Here is an 18223-nt window from a genome sequence, read left to right as displayed (position 1 = left end):
CCCCAACATTACTCAAACAGGGACAAAAACTCCCCGTATCCTTCTTCTTCAAGTTTATCCTTCGGCACAAAGCGGAGGGCCGCAGAGTTGATGCAATAACGGGCTTGATCCGGTCCTGGCCCATCATCGAATACATGGCCAAGATGCGCATCGGCTGTCTTTGAACGGACCTCAATCCGCCTCATTCCGTATGAAGTATCAAGCTTTTCCTCGATTTCGCTCCGCCTGATCGGCCTTGTAAAGCTTGGCCAGCCACAGCCTGCATCGTATTTGTCGGTGGAACTGAACAACGGTTCACCGGAGACAATGTCGACATAAATGCCGTCCTCTTCATGGTTCCAGAACTCATTTTGGAACGGCGGCTCGGTTGCGGAGTTTTGAGTGACTTCATATTGGATTGGCGTCAATTCGCGGCGCAGTTCCTCATCGCTCTTTTTCTTTTTCCAATTTTCACGGATGAAACCGGCACGTCCGGAGCCTTCTTTGTACGCATTGTAGTGCCAGGTATTCTTTTTATAGTAATGCTGGTGGCTCTCCTCGGCGGGATAAAACGGCTTGGCCGGAAGGATGTCGGTTACGATCGGCTTGTTGAAACGGCCGCTTGCCTCCAGTTGCTGCTTTGATTCCTCCGCCAGCCTGTGCTGTTCTTCATTGTGGTAAAAAACCGCAGTCCGGTACGAGGAGCCGCGGTCACCGAACTGGCCGCCCGGATCGGTTGGATCGATTTGCTGCCAGAACAATTCAAGCAGTTTTTTATAAGGAAAAACAGCCGGGTCGAATGTAATCTGGACCGCCTCGTAATGGCCGGTCGTGTCCGAGCAAACCTCCTCATACGTTGGGTTCTCGGTATGGCCGCCCGTATAACCGGAAACGACCTCCTTAATGCCAGGCTGTTCATCAAACGGCTGCACCATGCACCAGAAACAGCCTCCTGCAAATGTAGCTGACTCAAATTTACCAGTCATGTTGGTCCCTCCTTCTATTAATAAAAATTACTTCTTTTTATTTTTCAAACCAATCAAAATGATTCCCAACGAAAAAACCACCAGGATTATTTTGCCCTGAAACGTCCATTCCGTAACCTGGTAAACGGAATAAGATTCTATCATTAGAGCTGGGATTTTGCCGATTGTACTCGCAAGGGTGAATGCCACAGCCCCCACCGATCCAATCGCCGCCGCAAACGTAACGAGGCCCGAGGGAGCGAATGGCAGGATGCGGAGCGCGAGAATCATGAGAAACGCGTCTTTCCCCCTGGCATTGAGCAGCTTGTGGATCCAGCGCTTCTCCGGCAGCCTTTTCCCGGCCCACCGTTTGAACCCTTTCCTGTACAGGGCAAACGAAACAACCGCACCCGCGGCCTCGCCGGCAATTGAAATCATTGTCCCGCCAACCGGCCCGAACACAATGATGTTCGCCGCTGTCAAAAACACACTCGGCACAACGCCAAGAATGCTAATCGCCACATTCAGCAGCACGCTGATCAATATCGCCGTTTCCCGGTAGTTTTCAAAAAGCCCAATCACCCAGTCCTGCATCACTTTACCCCATTCATGGCGTCGAACACATCCGGCAGCCGAATCGCTCCTCATTAAGGTAAGTATAACGAAAAACATGGGCGGGATGAAATAAATGGTTTGAGGCATCCATTTAAGGCAGTGGTTCTTCCCAATTAATTGTATAAGCGCGCTTTTTGTTATCTCCAACCCATGTCGGGAAGGTGGACATTAAAAGGTATTTTGATACGTTTGGGGAACTGATTTGAAGGAACTCCCTTGCCTGGCGGTTTGTAATCTTAGAGCCTAATAAAAGGGGGTAATCATAAGTAAGCGTCTTGATATGGGCAGTTGGATCATTACAATCGCACCTTGAACAAATCCATGTTTTTGAAGTTCTGATCATTGGGATTTGGCGGCACTTAGGGCACTCGACCCCTTTAATCATTTCTTCCTCCCGGACCCCGAACAACTCCATAATATTGGGAAAGTAGGATTCATGGGAAGACATTAACTGGTTTGATAAGCGTAATAAATGCACATCATCGATAATAGGTTTGGGAAATTGCTTACTTATATGAGGAATTATAAAAGGGAGCTTCGCACTATGGTGGACCCGCTCAATAACTTCCCGATTAGCCGGGCTTGAGCGGACAATCGTACTCGGAAAACTGATAACAACGAGGGGATATATTGGAATAGCGGGCCAACCATTCTTTTTTAAAAATTCCCGAAGCTGTTCCATCTGATACATAGACTGGTAGAGAGGATTGGGATACCCTTCTTGTTTGCCGCTATCCCCAGTCCGGGTAAACTGCCCATTTTCTTCAAATTCGATTAACCCATAAAAGTTTTTGATTTCAAGGGGGATGAGAAGATATTTGGAAAGAAGCAAGATATCTATTTGAAAGTAGTTTGAGGGACCTTTTATGCGGAGTCCGTGAAGAATAACGAAGTCTTGATGAGGAAGGAAACTAAGAGGGTATTCTACTGCTAATTCACCTTTGAAGCCGGTTTTTTCGTTTCTTAGACGCTTTTGGATGTCCGCTTTCTGCGGCAGATTGTCAGGGGTCCGCTGATCAAGTTCCTCTAGTTGGCATAGATAAGGCGGTTTTGTTCTTGGCTTTTTGATCATTGTATCACTCCATTTCTTTTCAGTATAAGTTTCTAAATTTAATAGGAAACCTCCTTCTTTTTTCTAGAAATGACACAAAAATTACAAATCATTTGTCAAAGCGAGCACCGGAATCAGTATTTGCGAACTGTTTATCAGCAAATAACACACGTTTATCAGCATTCGCAAGCGAGTTATCAGTAAACACAAACACTTTATCAGCAAACGAAGGCAGTTTATCAGTATTCGCGGTGTTTACCGCGAGTCGAAACGGAGTAAGCACCCCTATCCCCTGACTCCTCCGTCGCCTTGGCTGGCAGTTTGTTAGCACAAACCAGCTAGATTGAAAGTAAAAGCTTCGAAGCAACGTGTATCAGCAGTTCCGGCCAGTTTATCAGCAAATGACACACGTTTATCAGCATTCGCAGGCGGGTTATCAGTAAACGCAACCACTTTAACAGCAAACGAAGGCAGTTTATCAGTATTCGCGGTGTTTACCGCGACTCGAAACGGAGTAAGCCCCCCTATCCGCATCATTCCCCAACCAAAAAGACACCGCCCTATCCGAGCGGTGCCCTGCTTTCCAACCTATTTTTGTCCTGTAAACTTGATCTTCATCGCTTTTGCCATTAAAACAGGCAAATCAGTATTCTGGTGCAGGCCGTTAAACATGTCGGATCCGGGGCCGAATGCGTAGAGCGGTACGTCAACGCCTGTGTGCGCAGTGCTTGTCCAGCCGACTAGCGCGCGCTCCGAGATAATATCATTGATTGCCATGTCCGGCTTCGATGCATTTTTGATTTTTTCAACCTCCGCATCGGTCAAGTCGAGGGTGGTGTACTGTTTTACAACTTCCTTAATGTTGCTGCGGTTGGCATCGAGCTTGCTGACCATGTAGTCGCCGGTCGCGGTTACATTGCGGAGGATTTCAACCTTTGCATCGTAGACGCCGTAGCCGCCAACGGACATGCCGCCTGTGTCATGGTCGCCCGCGACAACGACCAGGGTTTGCTTGTCTTTTTTAGCAAAGGCAAGCGCTTTGGCCAATGCTTCTTCAAACGCCTTCACGTCGTTCATTGCCCATGCCGCGTCATGGTCGTGGCCGGCCCAGTCGATTTGGCTGCCTTCGACCATGAGGAAGAATCCGTCCTTATCCTTGTTCAAGACATTCAATGCCGCGTCGGTCATTTCCGCGAGGGATGGCTGGTTTGTTTCTTCCCTGTCGAGAGAAGGAGCAAGCGCGTCATCCGCGAACAGGCCAATCAATTTGTTCGATTTTGCCACACCTGTAAGTCCGGATTTGTTGTTGATGTATGTGTAGCCTTTCTTTTTTGCTTGATCGATCAGGGAGTCAGGAAAATACTTTTTTCCGCCGCCCAGCATGACATCAACGCCGTTTTCGAGCAATTGTGGGGCGATCGAAGCTTCATCCGCCCGGCTTGCGACATGGGATGCAAAAACAGCCGGAGTTGCGTGGGTAATCGTCGATGTTGCGACTAGCCCTGTTGCCTTGCCGCTTGCTTCGGCTGCTTCAAGTACGGTCCTAAGCTTTTTGCCATCCGGGGAGGTGCTGATCATGCCGTTGTTCGTTTTCACGCCTGTCGCCATCGCTGTCCCGGCTGCCGCGGAGTCCGTCACTTCCGTATCTGCCGAGTATGTACGGTGCATCCCGACGAGGATGGAGTCCATCTGGCTTTCCTTTCCTTTGAACCAGCGGTAGTTTGTTGCATAGGAAGCGGAGAATCCGTCAGGGATTAAAAAGATTACATTTTTCACCTTGCCGTGGTTATGCTTATATGTTCCATCAGCCCCGGCAGATGAGCCTGCGCCAAGTGCCCCAATTGCCATAGCCGATACAGCGGCAACTGCCAGTACTTTCTTCTTTAACATATTCTTCATTTAAATCCCTCCTGTTGGTTGGTTGGTTGGTACTCTATCATTATAAGAATTACACATGAAGTAATTGTTAATTGGGGGTAAATGTTCCGTAGACGGCAAAATCAGGTATTAACTCCTAACATACTTTGTGAGGACTGGTCCTTTAGGAGGAAAGCATCCCATGTACACCAGCTGAAAAAGACCCTGTTAAGAAACGCTCTCCCCTAAACGCAAAAAAGGCCTGCCGAATCACTTCAGGCAAGCCTTAGTTTGCGGATAAGCGACCCGCATTATACTAATTTGACCGTTCCGTACACATTCCCGTCCTTGCCGATCACAAGTGAGCCATTCTTGAAACGGTCGCTCGTGTTGGCGGTTATGGATATTGTTTTCGTTGTTTTTGTTCTAGGATCGTAGGCGATTGAACTACCCCCCACTTAATTTTCTATCCAAAATTTGAAGTGGAGGATTCTTGTTAAAACAAGACGCATTCCCTATATGCGACCAACACCCGTTCAACTAGGCAATGGGTTTTCTGCTTTTTAATTTCGACAAGCCCATTTGTTCCAGAGCAGTCAAGGCCCCTGGCGCAAATAGTTCATTGGTTTCATGAAACTTGTCTACGTCACAAAGCTCTGAACGATAATACGCATGTGTGCGGATTTCCTTCAGGCATTTTGTTGCATACCCCCACTGCGCCCAATGATGCCTGCAAGCCATCTTCTCCGGTAACAAGGCAAACAACACTGGTGGGAGCTTTTCTTTAAATCGCATTGCCCTCCTGCCAATCACATAGGATGCGGATTCATGAATCGAAATGCCATAGCGCTTCATGTATTTCATTTTGCCAATTTGGCTGGTATACGCTGGGTTCACTTCGAAAACCGCGACCCCCATCTTGTCGGCTCTTGATTTTATCGCAGTACCCATCTTTCTATATGCAAACAAACTCATCTTTCGATTGGCCTTCCTGTTGCCATACGCATTTGATGCTTTTGAAGTGGTTGTATTCAATTTTTCAATCGCAATCGGCTTGTTTGCCTGGCGGGCAATCTCCACCAATTCAATGGCTTTTGCTTCAATGATTTTCGTGATTTGATTGGAATATTTCCCCTCAATATCAAACTTTAAAGCGCATGACGAAACGAGCTGTCCCTTGGCATTGATGTTGGATACGGCGAAATGGTCCACGTTGGAGTCCACTCCAATGATTCCGTCAGCCTTGGAATAATTGATGGTTTCATTTTGCTTAACTTCAAACATGGATTTTACAATATAGTAAGCCCCATGATCCTCCACGGACCAGGCCATTGACTTTCCGGATTTCTTTTTTTTTACAGTTTTTCTGTTGGAGGATGGCCTGGTCGAGAAGTTCCTGGCCATATGGAAAATAGACTGTCGGGAATTCCAATGTAACGCCTGAAGGAGTTTTGAAGGTCAAATGTTGCGTGGAGGGGTCATAGTGGAAAACGAAATTCCCATTGGCGGAGTCTTTCCGGCCTGAAATTACCATGTTGTTATAGCGGGACTGCTCCCACTTCTCCAACCATTGGGAATGTTTCAACTGGAAATTTTCAACCGTGTATTGGGATTTGAATAATTTCCTTGAGCCAAAAACGCAGCTTGGCACAACCGTTTTTAAGGATCGCAGTTTCCTTTCCAAACGGTGCAGTCTGCCTGAGAGGAAACCTATTTTGACTTTCCATTTTTTGATTTCCACATCCAGGTAGCCATGCTCAAATTGATAGGCATGATAGTAAAGGTCACACCTCTTTTTGAATTCCACGACAAAGAAATTTCCTGCTTGCTTCATGTTTAAATTCGCAGGAAATTTCGGATTATTTTTCACAAAGGAGTTTTTGATTTTTCTTAGTTGTGAGAGGCGGCGTTTTTCACTTTTGAGTTTATTTTTAAGGGATTGGATCTGGGCCTCCGTATTGGAAATATGGAGTTTATTCAATTCATCCAGACTTTTATGTTTAGCGCTGGCTTCCTGGACGGTACTGTTGGCATAGTAGTCGTCCAAACCAAACCGTAAGGTGCACGGACTTGGTGCGTTTGGACAGCCCTGAACGCTTTTCTTTAACAAGTGTGCTGAAAGCAAATTGTTTTGCACGATTAAACACGAAAAGAGCATTGTCAATGGCGTTCATGTATTCAGCTGGAAGCGTAATTTTGTAGATTCTATTTGAAAATACTGCCTTCATTCCCATTGCAATACCCTCCCTAAATTGGAATATATTACTATTATACAGGAACGTGTGTTCGAAAACAACCTTTAGCATAACGAGGAAGCGCCGATTCATCACCCACCTACTTCGTTGAGGAAGGAGATGAATCGCTAATAAGATAAATTCCCATCCGCAGCCCCCAAATAACACCGTTCGGCGCCACGGCAAGGGCATGGAACTTGCGCAGCTTCGTCAGCGGGAGCGTGATGGGCTCCGAGGTCACGAAGATAATCTTGTGAAAGTTATCCTAAAGCCTTAATGGGCTATTTGTATTAATAGCGGTTGATAAGAATCTTTTCCCTTCCGAAAAACATCCGGAAGGGAATTTTTTGTAAAAAACCTAATATTGTAAATTACCTGTGCGTTTTTACTGGAAATCCTGAAAAATATGGTAAAATAATATTAGTTAGATGAATAAAAGGAACGATGCCAATGAGGCCACTGACCAATCTTTTAAAACCAGCCTTTAGTATGGATAGGAATACCATCCGCACATTCCACCTTCATGTCGATAGCCTCATTTTTGAGCGGATCAAATGGGTTTCCATTCTTTTGGTTGCCTCCTATCCACTTCTGTTTGCCGTCGACTTTTTTCTGTTAAGGGATCTTGGCAGCATTGTCTATAGAATGAATTTGTTTATTATTCATTCCACATGCTTCTTTGCTTCAGCGATTTTTTTATACTTAAGGAAACGATTAAATCGACTTAACAAGCGATTCATTAATTACGCCTATATTGCTTTTTATCTAGTTGCCGGCGCGGCTGCTTCAATCAACAGCCAAATGCTCACGGGTACGATTGCCGCCTATGTCATTGTCATGATTACGGCCGCTGCAGCTTTCCCGCTCAGGCCTTTGCACTTTTCATTCATGCTTGCAGGTGTGCATACCTTCTTCCTGGCTGGATTGCCCGCGGTAACGGAAAATTACTATACTATGCTGGCCAAGCAAATGAATTCGTCCGGCGCGGCTGCCATTTCTCTCCTGATTTGCTATAGCTTCTACTCGTTCCAAAGGCAAAATTATATAAATGAGGAAAGATTGAAGAGCAAAGAAGAGAGCTTCAAAAGGCTATTTAGCATGAACCCCTCACCGCTCCTGTTAGCGAATCTTGAGGAAAACAAAATCATCTTGATGAACAGGCAGGCAACTGAATTTTACGAAACCGGGGATGTTCCCTTGCTCCGGCTTGAAACAGATTTTATTTTTTCAAGTGCGAACGAGAAGGAATCCATACTGGAAAAGCTGCAGAGTTATGACAGCATCCAAAATTATATGATTGAATATAAGGATTCAGCCGGAACGGCCAAATGGGCAATGCTCAATTTTGAACGGGTTGAATATATGGAGGAGTCCTGTGTACTGATTGGTGTTTCCGACATTACAAGCTTTAAAAAGAAAGAAGAAGAACTTAATCGCCATGCCACCATTGACATGCTGACAGGGATTATGAATCGGCGCTGCGGGCTCGAGATTCTCGAGGGGCATGCACTTTCCCCATCCGGCCAAGAATTTACGCTTTGCTTTGTAGATATCAATGATTTGAAATCTGTGAATGACAAATATGGGCACAATGTCGGGGATGAAATGATAAAAATGATTTGTACGGTCATTTCCAGCCAAATCAGCAGCGATGACATTTTTTTCAGGCTGGGCGGAGATGAATTTGTGATTATTTTTTCTGAAAAAACGCCAGATGAGGCACAAAAAACTTGGGATATGATCACCGTCGAGTTTGAAATCCTGAATGCCACGATGCAAAAGGATTTCAAGCTGTCAGCCAGCTACGGGCTTTACCATTTTACTCCTGGAAGCCGAATGACCGCAGAGGAGATAATTGAGCTTGCTGACAAGGAAATGTATAAGGAAAAGTCGAACTTCAGAGCTGTAACGGTTGATTTATGACCGTGGCAGCTTTTTTTGTAAAATGGCCAAGCAGCGGTTTTTTCAGTATATAAGCAGGTGCTCTCCTGTTTTGTCTATTGTGGTACATCAGCTTATCGGAAATTTTCTAATCATTTTTTCCCCTTTTGGAAACGCTAGTAAAAGGACGAATTTTCTCCATCAAGGAGGTACGGCGAAAATGAATCAGAGGCGGATTATCGCATTAGTGCTCTGCTTCTTTTTAGGAGGGCTAGGAGCGCATCGTTTTTATGTTGGGAAGGTCGGAACCGGCATTCTCCAATTGGTGACTTTTGGCGGCTTTGGCATCTGGGTCCTGATTGACCTGATTATGATCCTGACTGGCAGCTTCAAGGATAAAAACGGCATTAGAATCAGTGAGGAAGTCTAATAGGAAACGCCTGCCAGCTAAGTGCCGGCAGGCGTTTTTCATGTTAGCATTTTTCCAGGCCGCGACGCAGCAGCAGTTTGATTGAAGGAGCAACAAACTTCAAGAATGCGAAGGTTTACATATTTTTCAAAATGCCAATATTCCAAAATCTCCCTCGGCAATTCATCCTTTCCTTAAAGAAAACTGCCTATTTCGATTGGACTGGCTCCACTCTCTCGGCTCCCCGGTTGAAGAACACCTTCATCATAGGAGGAGTTACGATTGTCGTGATCAGTATGACGACTACAAGCACCGCAAACAAATCCTGTGTAAGAAGCTTTGTCTCTAATCCGATGGCAGCAATGATCAATGCCACTTCTCCCCTGGATACCATCGCCGCCCCAATGCCCATGGCGCTATTCCAGCTGAAGCCTGAAAGCTTCGCGCCCAGCGCAGCTCCAACCAATTTTGTCAGGATAGCAAGAACAGTCAGGATGGCAATCAAAGCTAGGTTTTCAGAAATTCCGCTGAATTCTGCCGAGATACCAATGGAGGTAAAAAATACCGGCACGAACATTGAATAGCCGATTGTCTCAACCTTTTCAAATACTTCTTGTTTGAAGCTGGTAACGCTGATTGCTACCCCGGCTATATAGGCACCGATGATAGCCGCAACGCCTGTATATTCGGCAAAGTAAGCAAAAGTAAAACAGATGATCAGTGCCGAGGAGATAACCGTTTCAGTTACCTTCAGGGAACCAAACTTCCTCAGGAACCAAGGGACTGCCTTCCAGCCTACGAGGATTGCGCCAGCAAAGAAAGCGACTTTTTTGAGAATGACGGCAGTAAGGTTGACATCCCCTCCGGCAAAGCTCATCAGGAAGGCCAATGCGATAATGACGACAACATCATCAATGACAGCCGCTCCCATAATCGCCGTCCCTTCACGTGATTGCAGCTGGTTGAGTTCCTTCAACGCCTGGACCGAAATGCTTACGCTTGTAGCCGAAAGCAGCAAGCCCAAAAACCATGATTCCATTGTCGATAGGCCGACCATCCCTCCAACCAGATATCCTCCGACCAGCGGCAGAATGATTCCACCCAGCCCAACAAATGACGAAGCCTTGCCGGATTTCTTGAAATCGTCAATATCCGTTTCAAGGCCAGCGATGAACATAAGCAAAATTACCCCGATTTGGCTTAACTGGGCCAGCGTCACCGTATCATTTACGAGGCCAAGGACGGATGGGCCAAGGATGATGCCGATAAGGAGCTTACCAAGAACGGAAGGCTGTCCCAATCGGACACTTAGGCTTCCGGCCAATTTAGATGCAATTAAAATTATTGCCAGTTGCAGTATTAACACTCTCTCCCACCCTTTCAATTTTTTTCGTTAATATGTTTAAAAAAATACAAAAAGAGCCTGCAACCAAAGGGCAGACTTCTCCCCTTGGTGACAGGCTCCTCCAAGATACGTGTATTTTTTTATCCTTTCCCTTTATACCATACTTACTAAACTATTTCATGGAATTTGCATTGGTATTTTTAACAAATGAAAATTTCAATCTAGCTTTAAACAGGTTTTGTCGTTATGATTACTCCCTTTAAAGGCTTTTCAAGTACATCCTTTGTGCTTCCCTGGCTTGTTTCCGTCTGTACTTTCTTCTTTGGATTGAAGAGGCTATACATGACAGGAACGATGAATAGTGTTAGAAGGGTCGAAGTGGCCAGCCCTCCAATAACGACAACAGCCATTGAGGAGGAAACGATCCCGGCATGGCTTGAAACCGCCATTGGGATCAATGCGCCAACCGTTGCTATAGCAGTCATCAGAATCGGCCTAATCCGGATGACGCCCGCTTCAAGTAAAGCTTCCCTCGCTGCAAGCCCCGTTTTCTCAAATTGCTTTACTTTGTCAACTAGCACAATCGCATTCGTCACAACAATTCCGTTGAGCATCAGCAGCCCAATTAACGCAGGCATCCCAATCGGCTCGTTCACAAGGTAGAGGCCTAGCAATGCGCCTATAAGTGAAAATGGAATCGAGAACAGGATGACAAACGGCGCTTTCCCTTCACCAAAGGCAATGACCATGACAAGGTAAACAAGGAGGATGCTGACCGTAATGGCGATTGCCATATTTTTAAAGCCTTCCTCCATTGCCGCCGAAGCACCCTCCTTGTAATAATTCACACTGTCTGGCAAATTAAGGCTGGCAATGGCCTTATCGGCTTTGGCCGCGATATCACCTGTTTTGCTATCGGTTATTTGGGCGAAAACCATTACATATTCATTCTGGTTCAAGTGGGTTATGACCGTCCGGTTGGTAGCGCGTTTCAGTTCGCCAATTTCCTTCAGTTTGACTGGCATCCCTAGTACATTTGTAATTTGCTGTTCTCCTAATTCATCCAATGAGGAAATAGAATCCATTTTCAGGCCAATTCTAACATCTGTTGGGCTCTCCTCCATTGACATGGTCGTGACAACATCGCCATTAATAAGCTCGCGCAGGCTTTTTCCAACCATTGCCGGCATTAGCCCGTTTTCGGCAAGCTTTTGATCATTCAACTCAATCTGGATTTCAGGCTCATCCCCTTCAAGCGAGGATTGGACATCGGCCATGCCTTTTATTCCTTTAAGTTCTTTAACAATGTCCTTGCTGCTGGATTTGATGTCCTCAAAGTCTGAACCGCTAACAACCAGGACATATTGCGACTGGGCGCCACCCGCAAAATCGCCGACTCCAGTTACGGAAATTTCCTTCGCAACGTTCAGCTTTCCAAATTGTCCGCGCAAATCTTTAATAAAGCCGTCAGCATCCTTGACGGAATCCTTTATCTCGAAACTGATCGAAGCACTTCCGAATTGGCCGTTCACGCTTGTACTGACGAGTTTAACTTCTTCTTTTTCCAATAAAATATCTTCGACAACACTGGCAGCGCCACTCGTGTTTTCAGGAGATGTTCCTTTTTCCATCGTAAGTCTCACGTCATAATTGCTGACCCGCTCCTGAGGCAAAAACGTTGTGCCTAGTTTCGGGGCAATCAATGCGACCGTACCCGCGAGAAGCATGATGGAAACTGCCAGTGTCAGTGCGCGGTGGCCCAGTACCCATGTCAATGAAGAACGGTAGCCTTTTTGAATGAGGCCCTCTTTATGTTCCTTTGGCGACAGCTTCAGGAGGAACAATTTTGACATTAACGGCACGACTGTAATTGCGACGACAAGTGAGAACAACAAAGAAATAACAATCGTCCAGGCAAGCGGCGCGAAGAATTTCCCTGTAATCCCGGGTACGAATGCCATGGGCAAAAATACAGCCACTGTTGTAATCGTTGAAGAGGTGATGGCAGAAGCAACCTCTCTCGTTGCTTCTTCAACGAGTTTTTCGTCGCGCTCTTTTGATGCGCGGACCCGTCTGAACACATTTTCAATGACCACGATTGAATCATCGACCACCCGGCCTACCGCAACGGCGATGCCTGCGAGGGTCATAATGTTAAGTGTATAGCCAAGCATATTCAGAATGGTAAACGATGCGAGAATTGATAATGGAATTGAAATAATCGCAATTAGCGTCGAGCGGATATTCCTCAGGAAAAGGAACGTGACAACAACAGCCATCAAAGACCCAAGAAGTGCTTCGCGAAGCATGGCATATACCGACTCTTTGATTTCAACGGACTGATCCCGGAGGACATCAATTTTTACCCCGGCAGGCAAATTGGCTTTTTTCATTTCTTCCTTTGCTTTATCAACGATTGAAACCACATTGGCTCCGCCTTCCGCGATAATTCCAATGCGGACTCCTTCCTTCCCGTTGATGCGGGTAAAATCGCTCCTATTTTTGCTTTCAAAGGTAATATCGGCAATATCGTTTAACTTAATTTGCTCAAGGGCTTGCGCTCCCTGGGCAAAAAGGGTGATATCCTTTATGTCATTAAGCGAATTTAATTCCTTGCCGACGCGGACCGGCAGTGTTTGGCCGGACAGCTTGACATCGCCAGTAGGTATCGTCATGTTATTCGCTGTGATTGCTGCTTTTACCTGGTCAATCGTAATGCCGCGTTTCTTCATTTCTTCCGGCAGTAATTGGATGTTAACGCTTTTTTCCGCAATTCCGCCAACGTCTACCTTGCTGACCCCATTGATCATCTCAAGCCTTGGAACAAGTTTATCTTTTACAAACTCCTGTACTTCAGCTCCATCCTTTACGGCATAAGCCCCGATTGTAAAAACCGCGGGATCTGGATCAGGCCCCTGCAAAATGTATTCAGGATTTTTCGCTGTATCCGGAAGAGCAATTTTTCCTATGGCTGCTTTTGCCATCTGTTCGGCATCATCCATATCGATGGACATATCGAACTCCATTGTCGCATAAACGGCATTTGCAACCCCGTCTGTATATACATTCTTGACGCCTTCAATATTCATTAGCTCCCTTTCAACCGGTTCGCCAATCTCCTTCATCGCTTGCTCAGGCGAAGCACCAGGGTATGGAATGACAACCGTCAAATACGGAATATCGACATTCGGGTACTTTTCAATATTGATTTCCTTAAGGGAAAAAATACCCCCGGCCAAAATGAGCGCCATTATCAGAAATAGCGCAACTCCATTTTTCATACTGAATCGAATTATTTTTTTCATGTTTGATTATCCCACTCCTTTTAATTCCATGAAACATTTCCTGGAATATTGTCCTCTTTATGGTAATGCATTTACCTTTTTAGGTTATGAAGCCATGGGTTGATTTTTTCCTAGGACTTCAGACTGAGGGGGAATGGGACGGTTGGGTAAGAGAAATTTCCCTAAGTGTGGCTGATTAGATAGAAAAACCGCATTGAAGTGATCTGGATACAAAAAACGAAGACCACTTTAAAGGAAAAATCCCTTCAAAATGGTCTACATACATGGCCACGGCGGTATCCCGCCTGAACATTATCACTATTCACTCTTCACCGCATGGCGGGATAGCAATCCAAATTCCTTGGCTTTCATCAAGGCTTCCGTCCTTGATCCCACGCCCAGCTTATTGAAGATTTTTGTGAGGTTGTATTCAATTGTCCTTTGGCTCATCGCCAGGGTGATGGCAATGGCTTTGTTCGTCATGCCTTTTGAAATCGCTTCGAGTATTTGCTGCTCCTTTTTGGTGAGGCTGATATCGCCAAGATTTTGCTGGCCCTCGACGGTTGTTGGCGCTGCGTTCACTCTCCGGAGCTGCTTCAGCAATTGAAGCGGGATGACGGCATCCTCATTCAGCGCGCACCGGATTGATGTTATCAGCTGTTCTCCTGATGCTGTCTTGCTAATAAAGCCTGATACTCCCGCTTCAATCAGCAAATTGAAATGGGCCATTAAATCAAAGCCGGAATAAATCAGAACCTTCGCCAGGGGATTAACATGCAGGATTGCTTTCGCAAGCTCGATTCCGTTCACCTTCGGCATGTACAGGTCAATAAGGAAAATATCGTATTTGCCTTGCTGCAACTTTACCATCACTTTATCGGACTCGGTCAGGACATCGGCCTCCATATCCGACTCGGCATTAATGATTGTCCGGGTACCCTCCCCGACCGCAGGATGATCATCAACAATCAATACATGGATCATCGTTCTTCCCCCCGGGTATCGACTTCAATTTGGACGCTTAATCCGTCACCAGGGCTGGAGGTAATCATTACCCTTCCTCCCAGGCTTCTAATCCGTTCCTTTATCCCCGCTATCCCCATCGTTTTAAAGGAATCACCGAGTTTTTTCATATCCATTCCCTTCCCGTTATCACGGTATAAGAGGATGGCACAGTTTCCTATTTTTCTTAAAGAGAGCTTTACATCGGCAGCATCCGAGTGCTTCATTGCGTTATTCAACAATTCCTGGACAACGCGGTAAAGCGCCAGCTCCCTCTCCTGATCAAGGCCGCTGATTAACGGGTCCAACTCTGTGCGCAGAATAAAGTTTGAGCGGAGCTTTGTCTGGTCTATCAGATTTTGAATGGACTGGATGATTCCGAGCTCCCTTAAAAACGGCGGCCTCAATTCATTGCAGGTATCCCTCAGCATATGGATATTGTCAAGCATCCGCTCTTTCAGGACGAACAAATCATTTTTAATGTCAGGATTCGGAACTTTGCTTCTAATTAATTCAACCTCGCGCAAAAGCTGCAATAAATCCTGCAGGACGGAATCATGCAGATCGACTGAAAGATTGAGGCGTTCCTTTTCGGAGAGTGAGAACAGAAGCCTCGACAACCAATAAGGATAGGTTTCATTATTGCTTCTGGCCTGTTCCTTATAATCCTCAATCCGGCGGAACAAGTCCTCTATCAGCTGAAAATTTTCAAGCAGGATGCTGGAAAAATAGGCTATTGTCTCAAGCCAGATTTTTTCCTGGACGTTCAGGTTTGTCCGATATCGCTTTAATCCGCTGAACAACACGCTTTTCCGCTTTTTATGTTCCCCAATGATAATACAAAAGCCGTTATGGATTTCAACCAGCGTTCCTGCACGGATTACATCCCAATTGATGCCTTGGATATCCTCAACGATCGAGTCTGGAAGGCCACCCCTCTTTGTCAGTACCCATTTATCATCTTTTTCCGGCTTGATTTCGAGGATATGGACTTCCTTAACCCGCAGGACTTTCCGGACCTCCTCTGCAAGGTTCGAAAGCAGGCTGGAAACCTTCGTTTCATACTTCGCTTTTTGAAAAAAAGTGTAAAGGCTTGCTTCATAGTTGCTTCTTTGTGAAAAGAGATGGTCCCTTGCTTTAAAATCCATGAACTCCTTGCAATATAAAAACAGGATGCTGCAAGAAAAGAAAACAAGGACAATCAGAACCATTTCCCTGGATGCCAAACCAAGATGGAGCGGTTTCCATAACAATAGTGAAACGCCAAACGAAAACGGTAAGGAGAGGATTGAATAATACCTCAGCCTACTTAGTAAAAAATCAATATCGAACAGCTTTTCCGCCAGCAGCAGGTAGGAGAACATCAGTGGAATGACAAGGATGAACAAGCCTGTTATTTCAGCTGAAACCAGTTCTTTTTTAAAGGCAATTAGCGGAAATACATAGAAAACAACAGATGGCGCGAATGCCAAAAAGAGCGTAAACCAAAGGATTTTTAGAATGTTTTTACCTTCCGAGTTTTTATATCTGCTATAAAAGCGTGAAAGCAGGAAGAGAAAACAGGATAATAGGAAAAGGAAGAATACTAATTTTACAATCGTCATTGCCGAAGTCAGTCTTGGAAGGAAAAAGCTCCCCGAAAGCAAAACCATAGCAAGCAGGTAAAACAGATAGATTCCCTTCATCTCACGGTCACCGATTAGTTCAAGATTGTATCTTCGGAAATAACTTTTCATGAAATGGACGAAAAGGATCAGTGAGCCTGGAAATGTAATTGTTGTGGAAAGCCTTCCTATTAAATCCCCCCTAGCGGAAACAAACGATCCCAAATAGGAAATTCCCAGTAAAAGGAGGAAGCATATCAATAGGAAAATAGATTCGTCATCAACTTTTTGCATAAATAAAAAGAGACATAGAAATAAAGACATGCAGATAAACAGGATCGGCACAAAGGAATAAAAAGCCTTTCTCTCATCCATTGTCTGATAAGAAACTAAATAGGTTTGGCGGCTATTTGCTTTATCGGTAATTGTAATGTTCCTAGCCATTTCAACCCTGCCGAACCGGGTTACGGACCTGTGTTTATCCGGCGGTGCTTCATTCACCAGATAAATGGCATCACCCTTTTCAATCCCGGAATCTGCGGCCCAGCCCTTGCCATATAGCTGTTTGACAAGCCATTGCCCATTTGCCTGTTCAACCTCCAAGCCAATGAGGGGGTATTTGGTTATGACAAAAACAAAGTATATCGCCAATGTTAAAACGGCCAATACTGAAATTTGCAGGATGGCCCGCTGAAATTCTGCCAGTTTCATAGTCTCACCTCAAAGGCCGGGAAATGGGTTCTCCCGGCCTTCCGTTTACTCCCAGTAATAGGCCGATGGAGTGATTGTTCCGTCAAAAAAGACCTCGTAAATCGCTTTCAGCTCCTCTGAATTGACCCCTATCAGGCTTGCTGTCCCGTCCTTTACCTTTTCGAGCACATCAAGGTTCCCGACAAGAAATTGAATAACTTCAAGCATCATATTCCTCCCCCTATAAGGTATATTGGATCAGCTGATCTATATATTGATGGCTTACACCAAGATGCTTTAGTTCATGTTTCACTTTGTTTTGATAGATTTTTTTCATTACTCCGATGTATGTATGGACGCCGCTCTCCAAGATGGCGGCAGATATTTTTTCATTGTTTCTGACTAGCTCATCCTGGCCAACTTCCCAACTATAATACTTGCGGATCAGCGCGGAGGCCTCACTTTTTCCTTTTAGCAGATAAAGTGTGGGGAGCGTATACTTTCTGCCAAGCAGGTCGCTCTTATTGTTCCGTCCCCATAAGTCCTGAAGGTCATTATTAAGCTGGCCAATAAGGCCGATGTACCTTGAATAGCGGGCAATTGGTTCTGGGGGAGAGCCGATGGCCAATGCAGATCCAACCAGGCAAGCGAGAGCAGCAAGCGACCCGGATTTTAAAAGAATTGCATTGAGGCATTCACTTTCATCCGGAAGCTGATTCGTTAAATCCATATGCTGGCCATTGCACGCCAACAAAGTATATTCGATGAAAATTCCTGCCGCTTCCTCCTTGAATGGGTGGTTTGACTGGTTTAAGAGATTGATAGCAAGCATCAGGATTGCTGTCGAAGCATTAAGGCCTACTGCTTTATCCAGAAGCCAGGGGTTACCAGCTGCATCCCCGTCCTCTAAATCATCGAGGATGTCACCCGCCAGAACCAGGAGTTCCACCGCCGCACAGATTGCCAGGATTTCTTTTGTTTTCGCCCCATTCATCATGCTGTAATGCAGGATAGCCAATTCAGCAAACGGAAACCCCTTTATGGCCTTGTACTCAACATATGCAATAATTTTTTCCTGAAGGTCCTCCTGCAAAACAGATTTTCTTATCAACCCTACCATTGAATCGAATATTCTTTCCGGCACCTTGACGGTCACAAAGCCATCCTCCAAAAATCATACTCTGTTAATCAATTGTATTAATCATACTAAAAGATTGACGCAATGCCATATGCGTCTATCCGCAAAAACAGTTGTGGGAGTATTATGCAATAATAGGAAGGAAGGTGTACAAATTTTTCCATAAACC

General features: G+C 45.4%; 16 protein-coding genes and 1 pseudogene. 2 read left to right on the top strand and 15 right to left on the bottom strand.

All coding sequences use genetic code 11. The features are described 5' to 3' along the window. Positions 1–8: 8 nt before the first annotated feature. The 9 genes and pseudogenes from msrB to AR337_RS11500 all read right to left on the bottom strand — a co-directional run bounded on the left by msrB (position 9) and on the right by AR337_RS11500 (position 6701). Entirely contained in the window at positions 9–458 is a 450-nt protein-coding gene (msrB, locus tag AR337_RS23765; protein ID WP_301335722.1) for a peptide-methionine (R)-S-oxide reductase MsrB, read from the bottom strand. After that, positions 435–965, bottom strand: a pseudogene (gene msrA / locus AR337_RS23760) (peptide-methionine (S)-S-oxide reductase MsrA); the annotation flags it as partial. The gene msrB and the pseudogene msrA, both read right to left, overlap by 24 nt. 27 nt (positions 966–992) lie before the next feature. After that, complete coding sequence (locus AR337_RS11530) at positions 993–1538, bottom strand: TVP38/TMEM64 family protein (protein WP_059172140.1); 546 nt, start codon at positions 1536–1538, stop codon at positions 993–995. A 112-nt stretch (positions 1539–1650) separates the two neighbouring features. Then, positions 1651–2631 carry a nuclease-related domain-containing protein gene (locus AR337_RS11525; RefSeq protein WP_059172139.1) on the bottom strand — a complete coding sequence of 327 codons (981 nt, stop codon included), beginning with the start codon at positions 2629–2631 and terminating at the stop codon, positions 1651–1653. Between the two features lie 567 nt (positions 2632–3198). Continuing rightward, positions 3199–4509 (bottom strand): alkaline phosphatase, encoded by a 1311-nt coding sequence (locus AR337_RS11515; RefSeq protein ID WP_059172137.1) that lies wholly within the window; start codon positions 4507–4509, stop codon positions 3199–3201. A gap of 269 nt (positions 4510–4778) precedes the next feature. Further along, complete coding sequence (locus tag AR337_RS23170) at positions 4779–4925, bottom strand: hypothetical protein (RefSeq protein ID WP_156424376.1); 147 nt, start codon at positions 4923–4925, stop codon at positions 4779–4781. An 82-nt stretch (positions 4926–5007) separates the two neighbouring features. Next, positions 5008–5799: an IS200/IS605 family accessory protein TnpB-related protein gene (locus AR337_RS11510; RefSeq protein ID WP_253701632.1), complete on the bottom strand. Its 792-nt coding sequence runs from the start codon at positions 5797–5799 to the stop codon at positions 5008–5010. Beyond that, positions 5744–6301: a hypothetical protein gene (locus AR337_RS23755; RefSeq protein WP_253701630.1), complete on the bottom strand. Its 558-nt coding sequence runs from the start codon at positions 6299–6301 to the stop codon at positions 5744–5746. The genes AR337_RS11510 and AR337_RS23755 overlap by 56 nt, the downstream gene beginning before the upstream one ends. Positions 6302–6467: 166 nt before the next feature. Continuing rightward, entirely contained in the window at positions 6468–6701 is a 234-nt protein-coding gene (locus AR337_RS11500; RefSeq protein WP_156424375.1) for a hypothetical protein, read from the bottom strand. Positions 6702–7151: 450 nt separating this feature from the next. Here AR337_RS11500 and AR337_RS11495 point away from each other — a divergent pair, with 450 nt between their 5' ends. Continuing rightward, positions 7152–8624 carry a GGDEF domain-containing protein gene (locus tag AR337_RS11495; RefSeq protein ID WP_059172133.1) on the top strand — a complete coding sequence of 491 codons (1473 nt, stop codon included), beginning with the start codon at positions 7152–7154 and terminating at the stop codon, positions 8622–8624. A 178-nt stretch (positions 8625–8802) separates the two neighbouring features. Next, positions 8803–9012 (top strand): TM2 domain-containing protein, encoded by a 210-nt coding sequence (locus AR337_RS11490; RefSeq protein ID WP_059172132.1) that lies wholly within the window; start codon positions 8803–8805, stop codon positions 9010–9012. A gap of 187 nt (positions 9013–9199) precedes the next feature. Here AR337_RS11490 and AR337_RS11485 read toward each other — a convergent pair whose 3' ends face one another. From AR337_RS11485 to AR337_RS11465, 6 genes are all read right to left on the bottom strand, one after another. Further along, positions 9200–10357, bottom strand: a complete 1158-nt coding sequence (locus AR337_RS11485; RefSeq protein ID WP_059172131.1) for a cation:proton antiporter — start codon at positions 10355–10357, stop codon at positions 9200–9202. Positions 10358–10563: 206 nt separating this feature from the next. Continuing rightward, positions 10564–13641, bottom strand: a complete 3078-nt coding sequence (locus AR337_RS11480; protein ID WP_059172130.1) for an efflux RND transporter permease subunit — start codon at positions 13639–13641, stop codon at positions 10564–10566. A 297-nt stretch (positions 13642–13938) separates the two neighbouring features. After that, on the bottom strand, positions 13939–14604 hold the full coding sequence (locus tag AR337_RS11475; RefSeq protein ID WP_059172129.1) for a response regulator transcription factor: 666 nt from the start codon (positions 14602–14604) through the stop codon (positions 13939–13941). Continuing rightward, positions 14601–16937: a sensor histidine kinase gene (locus AR337_RS11470; RefSeq protein WP_059172128.1), complete on the bottom strand. Its 2337-nt coding sequence runs from the start codon at positions 16935–16937 to the stop codon at positions 14601–14603. Before AR337_RS11470 ends, AR337_RS11475 begins: the two co-directional genes overlap by 4 nt. A gap of 45 nt (positions 16938–16982) precedes the next feature. After that, positions 16983–17147: a competence pheromone ComX gene (gene comX / locus AR337_RS22725; protein WP_082686939.1), complete on the bottom strand. Its 165-nt coding sequence runs from the start codon at positions 17145–17147 to the stop codon at positions 16983–16985. A 10-nt stretch (positions 17148–17157) separates the two neighbouring features. Beyond that, a complete protein-coding gene (locus tag AR337_RS11465; protein ID WP_059172127.1) occupies positions 17158–18072 on the bottom strand; it encodes a polyprenyl synthetase family protein in 915 nt (304 codons plus the stop codon). Positions 18073–18223 lie beyond the last annotated feature (151 nt).

It is taken from the genome of Bacillus sp. FJAT-27445, assembly GCF_001510665.1.
Lineage (GTDB): Bacteria > Bacillota > Bacilli > Bacillales > Cytobacillaceae > Bacillus_D.
This window is presented reverse-complemented; position numbering and strand designations above follow the sequence as displayed.

Coding starts and splice junctions, on each gene's coding strand:
- AR337_RS11530 (WP_059172140.1), bottom strand. CDS start 1,538: ATGCAGGACTGGGTGATTGGGCTTTTTGAAAACTACCGGGAAACGGCG.
- AR337_RS11525 (WP_059172139.1), bottom strand. CDS start 2,631: ATGATCAAAAAGCCAAGAACAAAACCGCCTTATCTATGCCAACTAGAG.
- AR337_RS11515 (WP_059172137.1), bottom strand. CDS start 4,509: ATGAAGAATATGTTAAAGAAGAAAGTACTGGCAGTTGCCGCTGTATCG.
- AR337_RS11510 (WP_253701632.1), bottom strand. CDS start 5,799: ATGGCCTGGTCCGTGGAGGATCATGGGGCTTACTATATTGTAAAATCC.
- AR337_RS23755 (WP_253701630.1), bottom strand. CDS start 6,301: ATGAAGCAAGCAGGAAATTTCTTTGTCGTGGAATTCAAAAAGAGGTGT.
- AR337_RS11500 (WP_156424375.1), bottom strand. CDS start 6,701: ATGGGAATGAAGGCAGTATTTTCAAATAGAATCTACAAAATTACGCTT.
- AR337_RS11495 (WP_059172133.1), top strand. CDS start 7,152: ATGAGGCCACTGACCAATCTTTTAAAACCAGCCTTTAGTATGGATAGG.
- AR337_RS11490 (WP_059172132.1), top strand. CDS start 8,803: ATGAATCAGAGGCGGATTATCGCATTAGTGCTCTGCTTCTTTTTAGGA.
- AR337_RS11480 (WP_059172130.1), bottom strand. CDS start 13,641: ATGAAAAAAATAATTCGATTCAGTATGAAAAATGGAGTTGCGCTATTT.
- AR337_RS11475 (WP_059172129.1), bottom strand. CDS start 14,604: ATGATCCATGTATTGATTGTTGATGATCATCCTGCGGTCGGGGAGGGT.
- AR337_RS11470 (WP_059172128.1), bottom strand. CDS start 16,937: ATGAAACTGGCAGAATTTCAGCGGGCCATCCTGCAAATTTCAGTATTG.
- comX (WP_082686939.1), bottom strand. CDS start 17,147: ATGATGCTTGAAGTTATTCAATTTCTTGTCGGGAACCTTGATGTGCTC.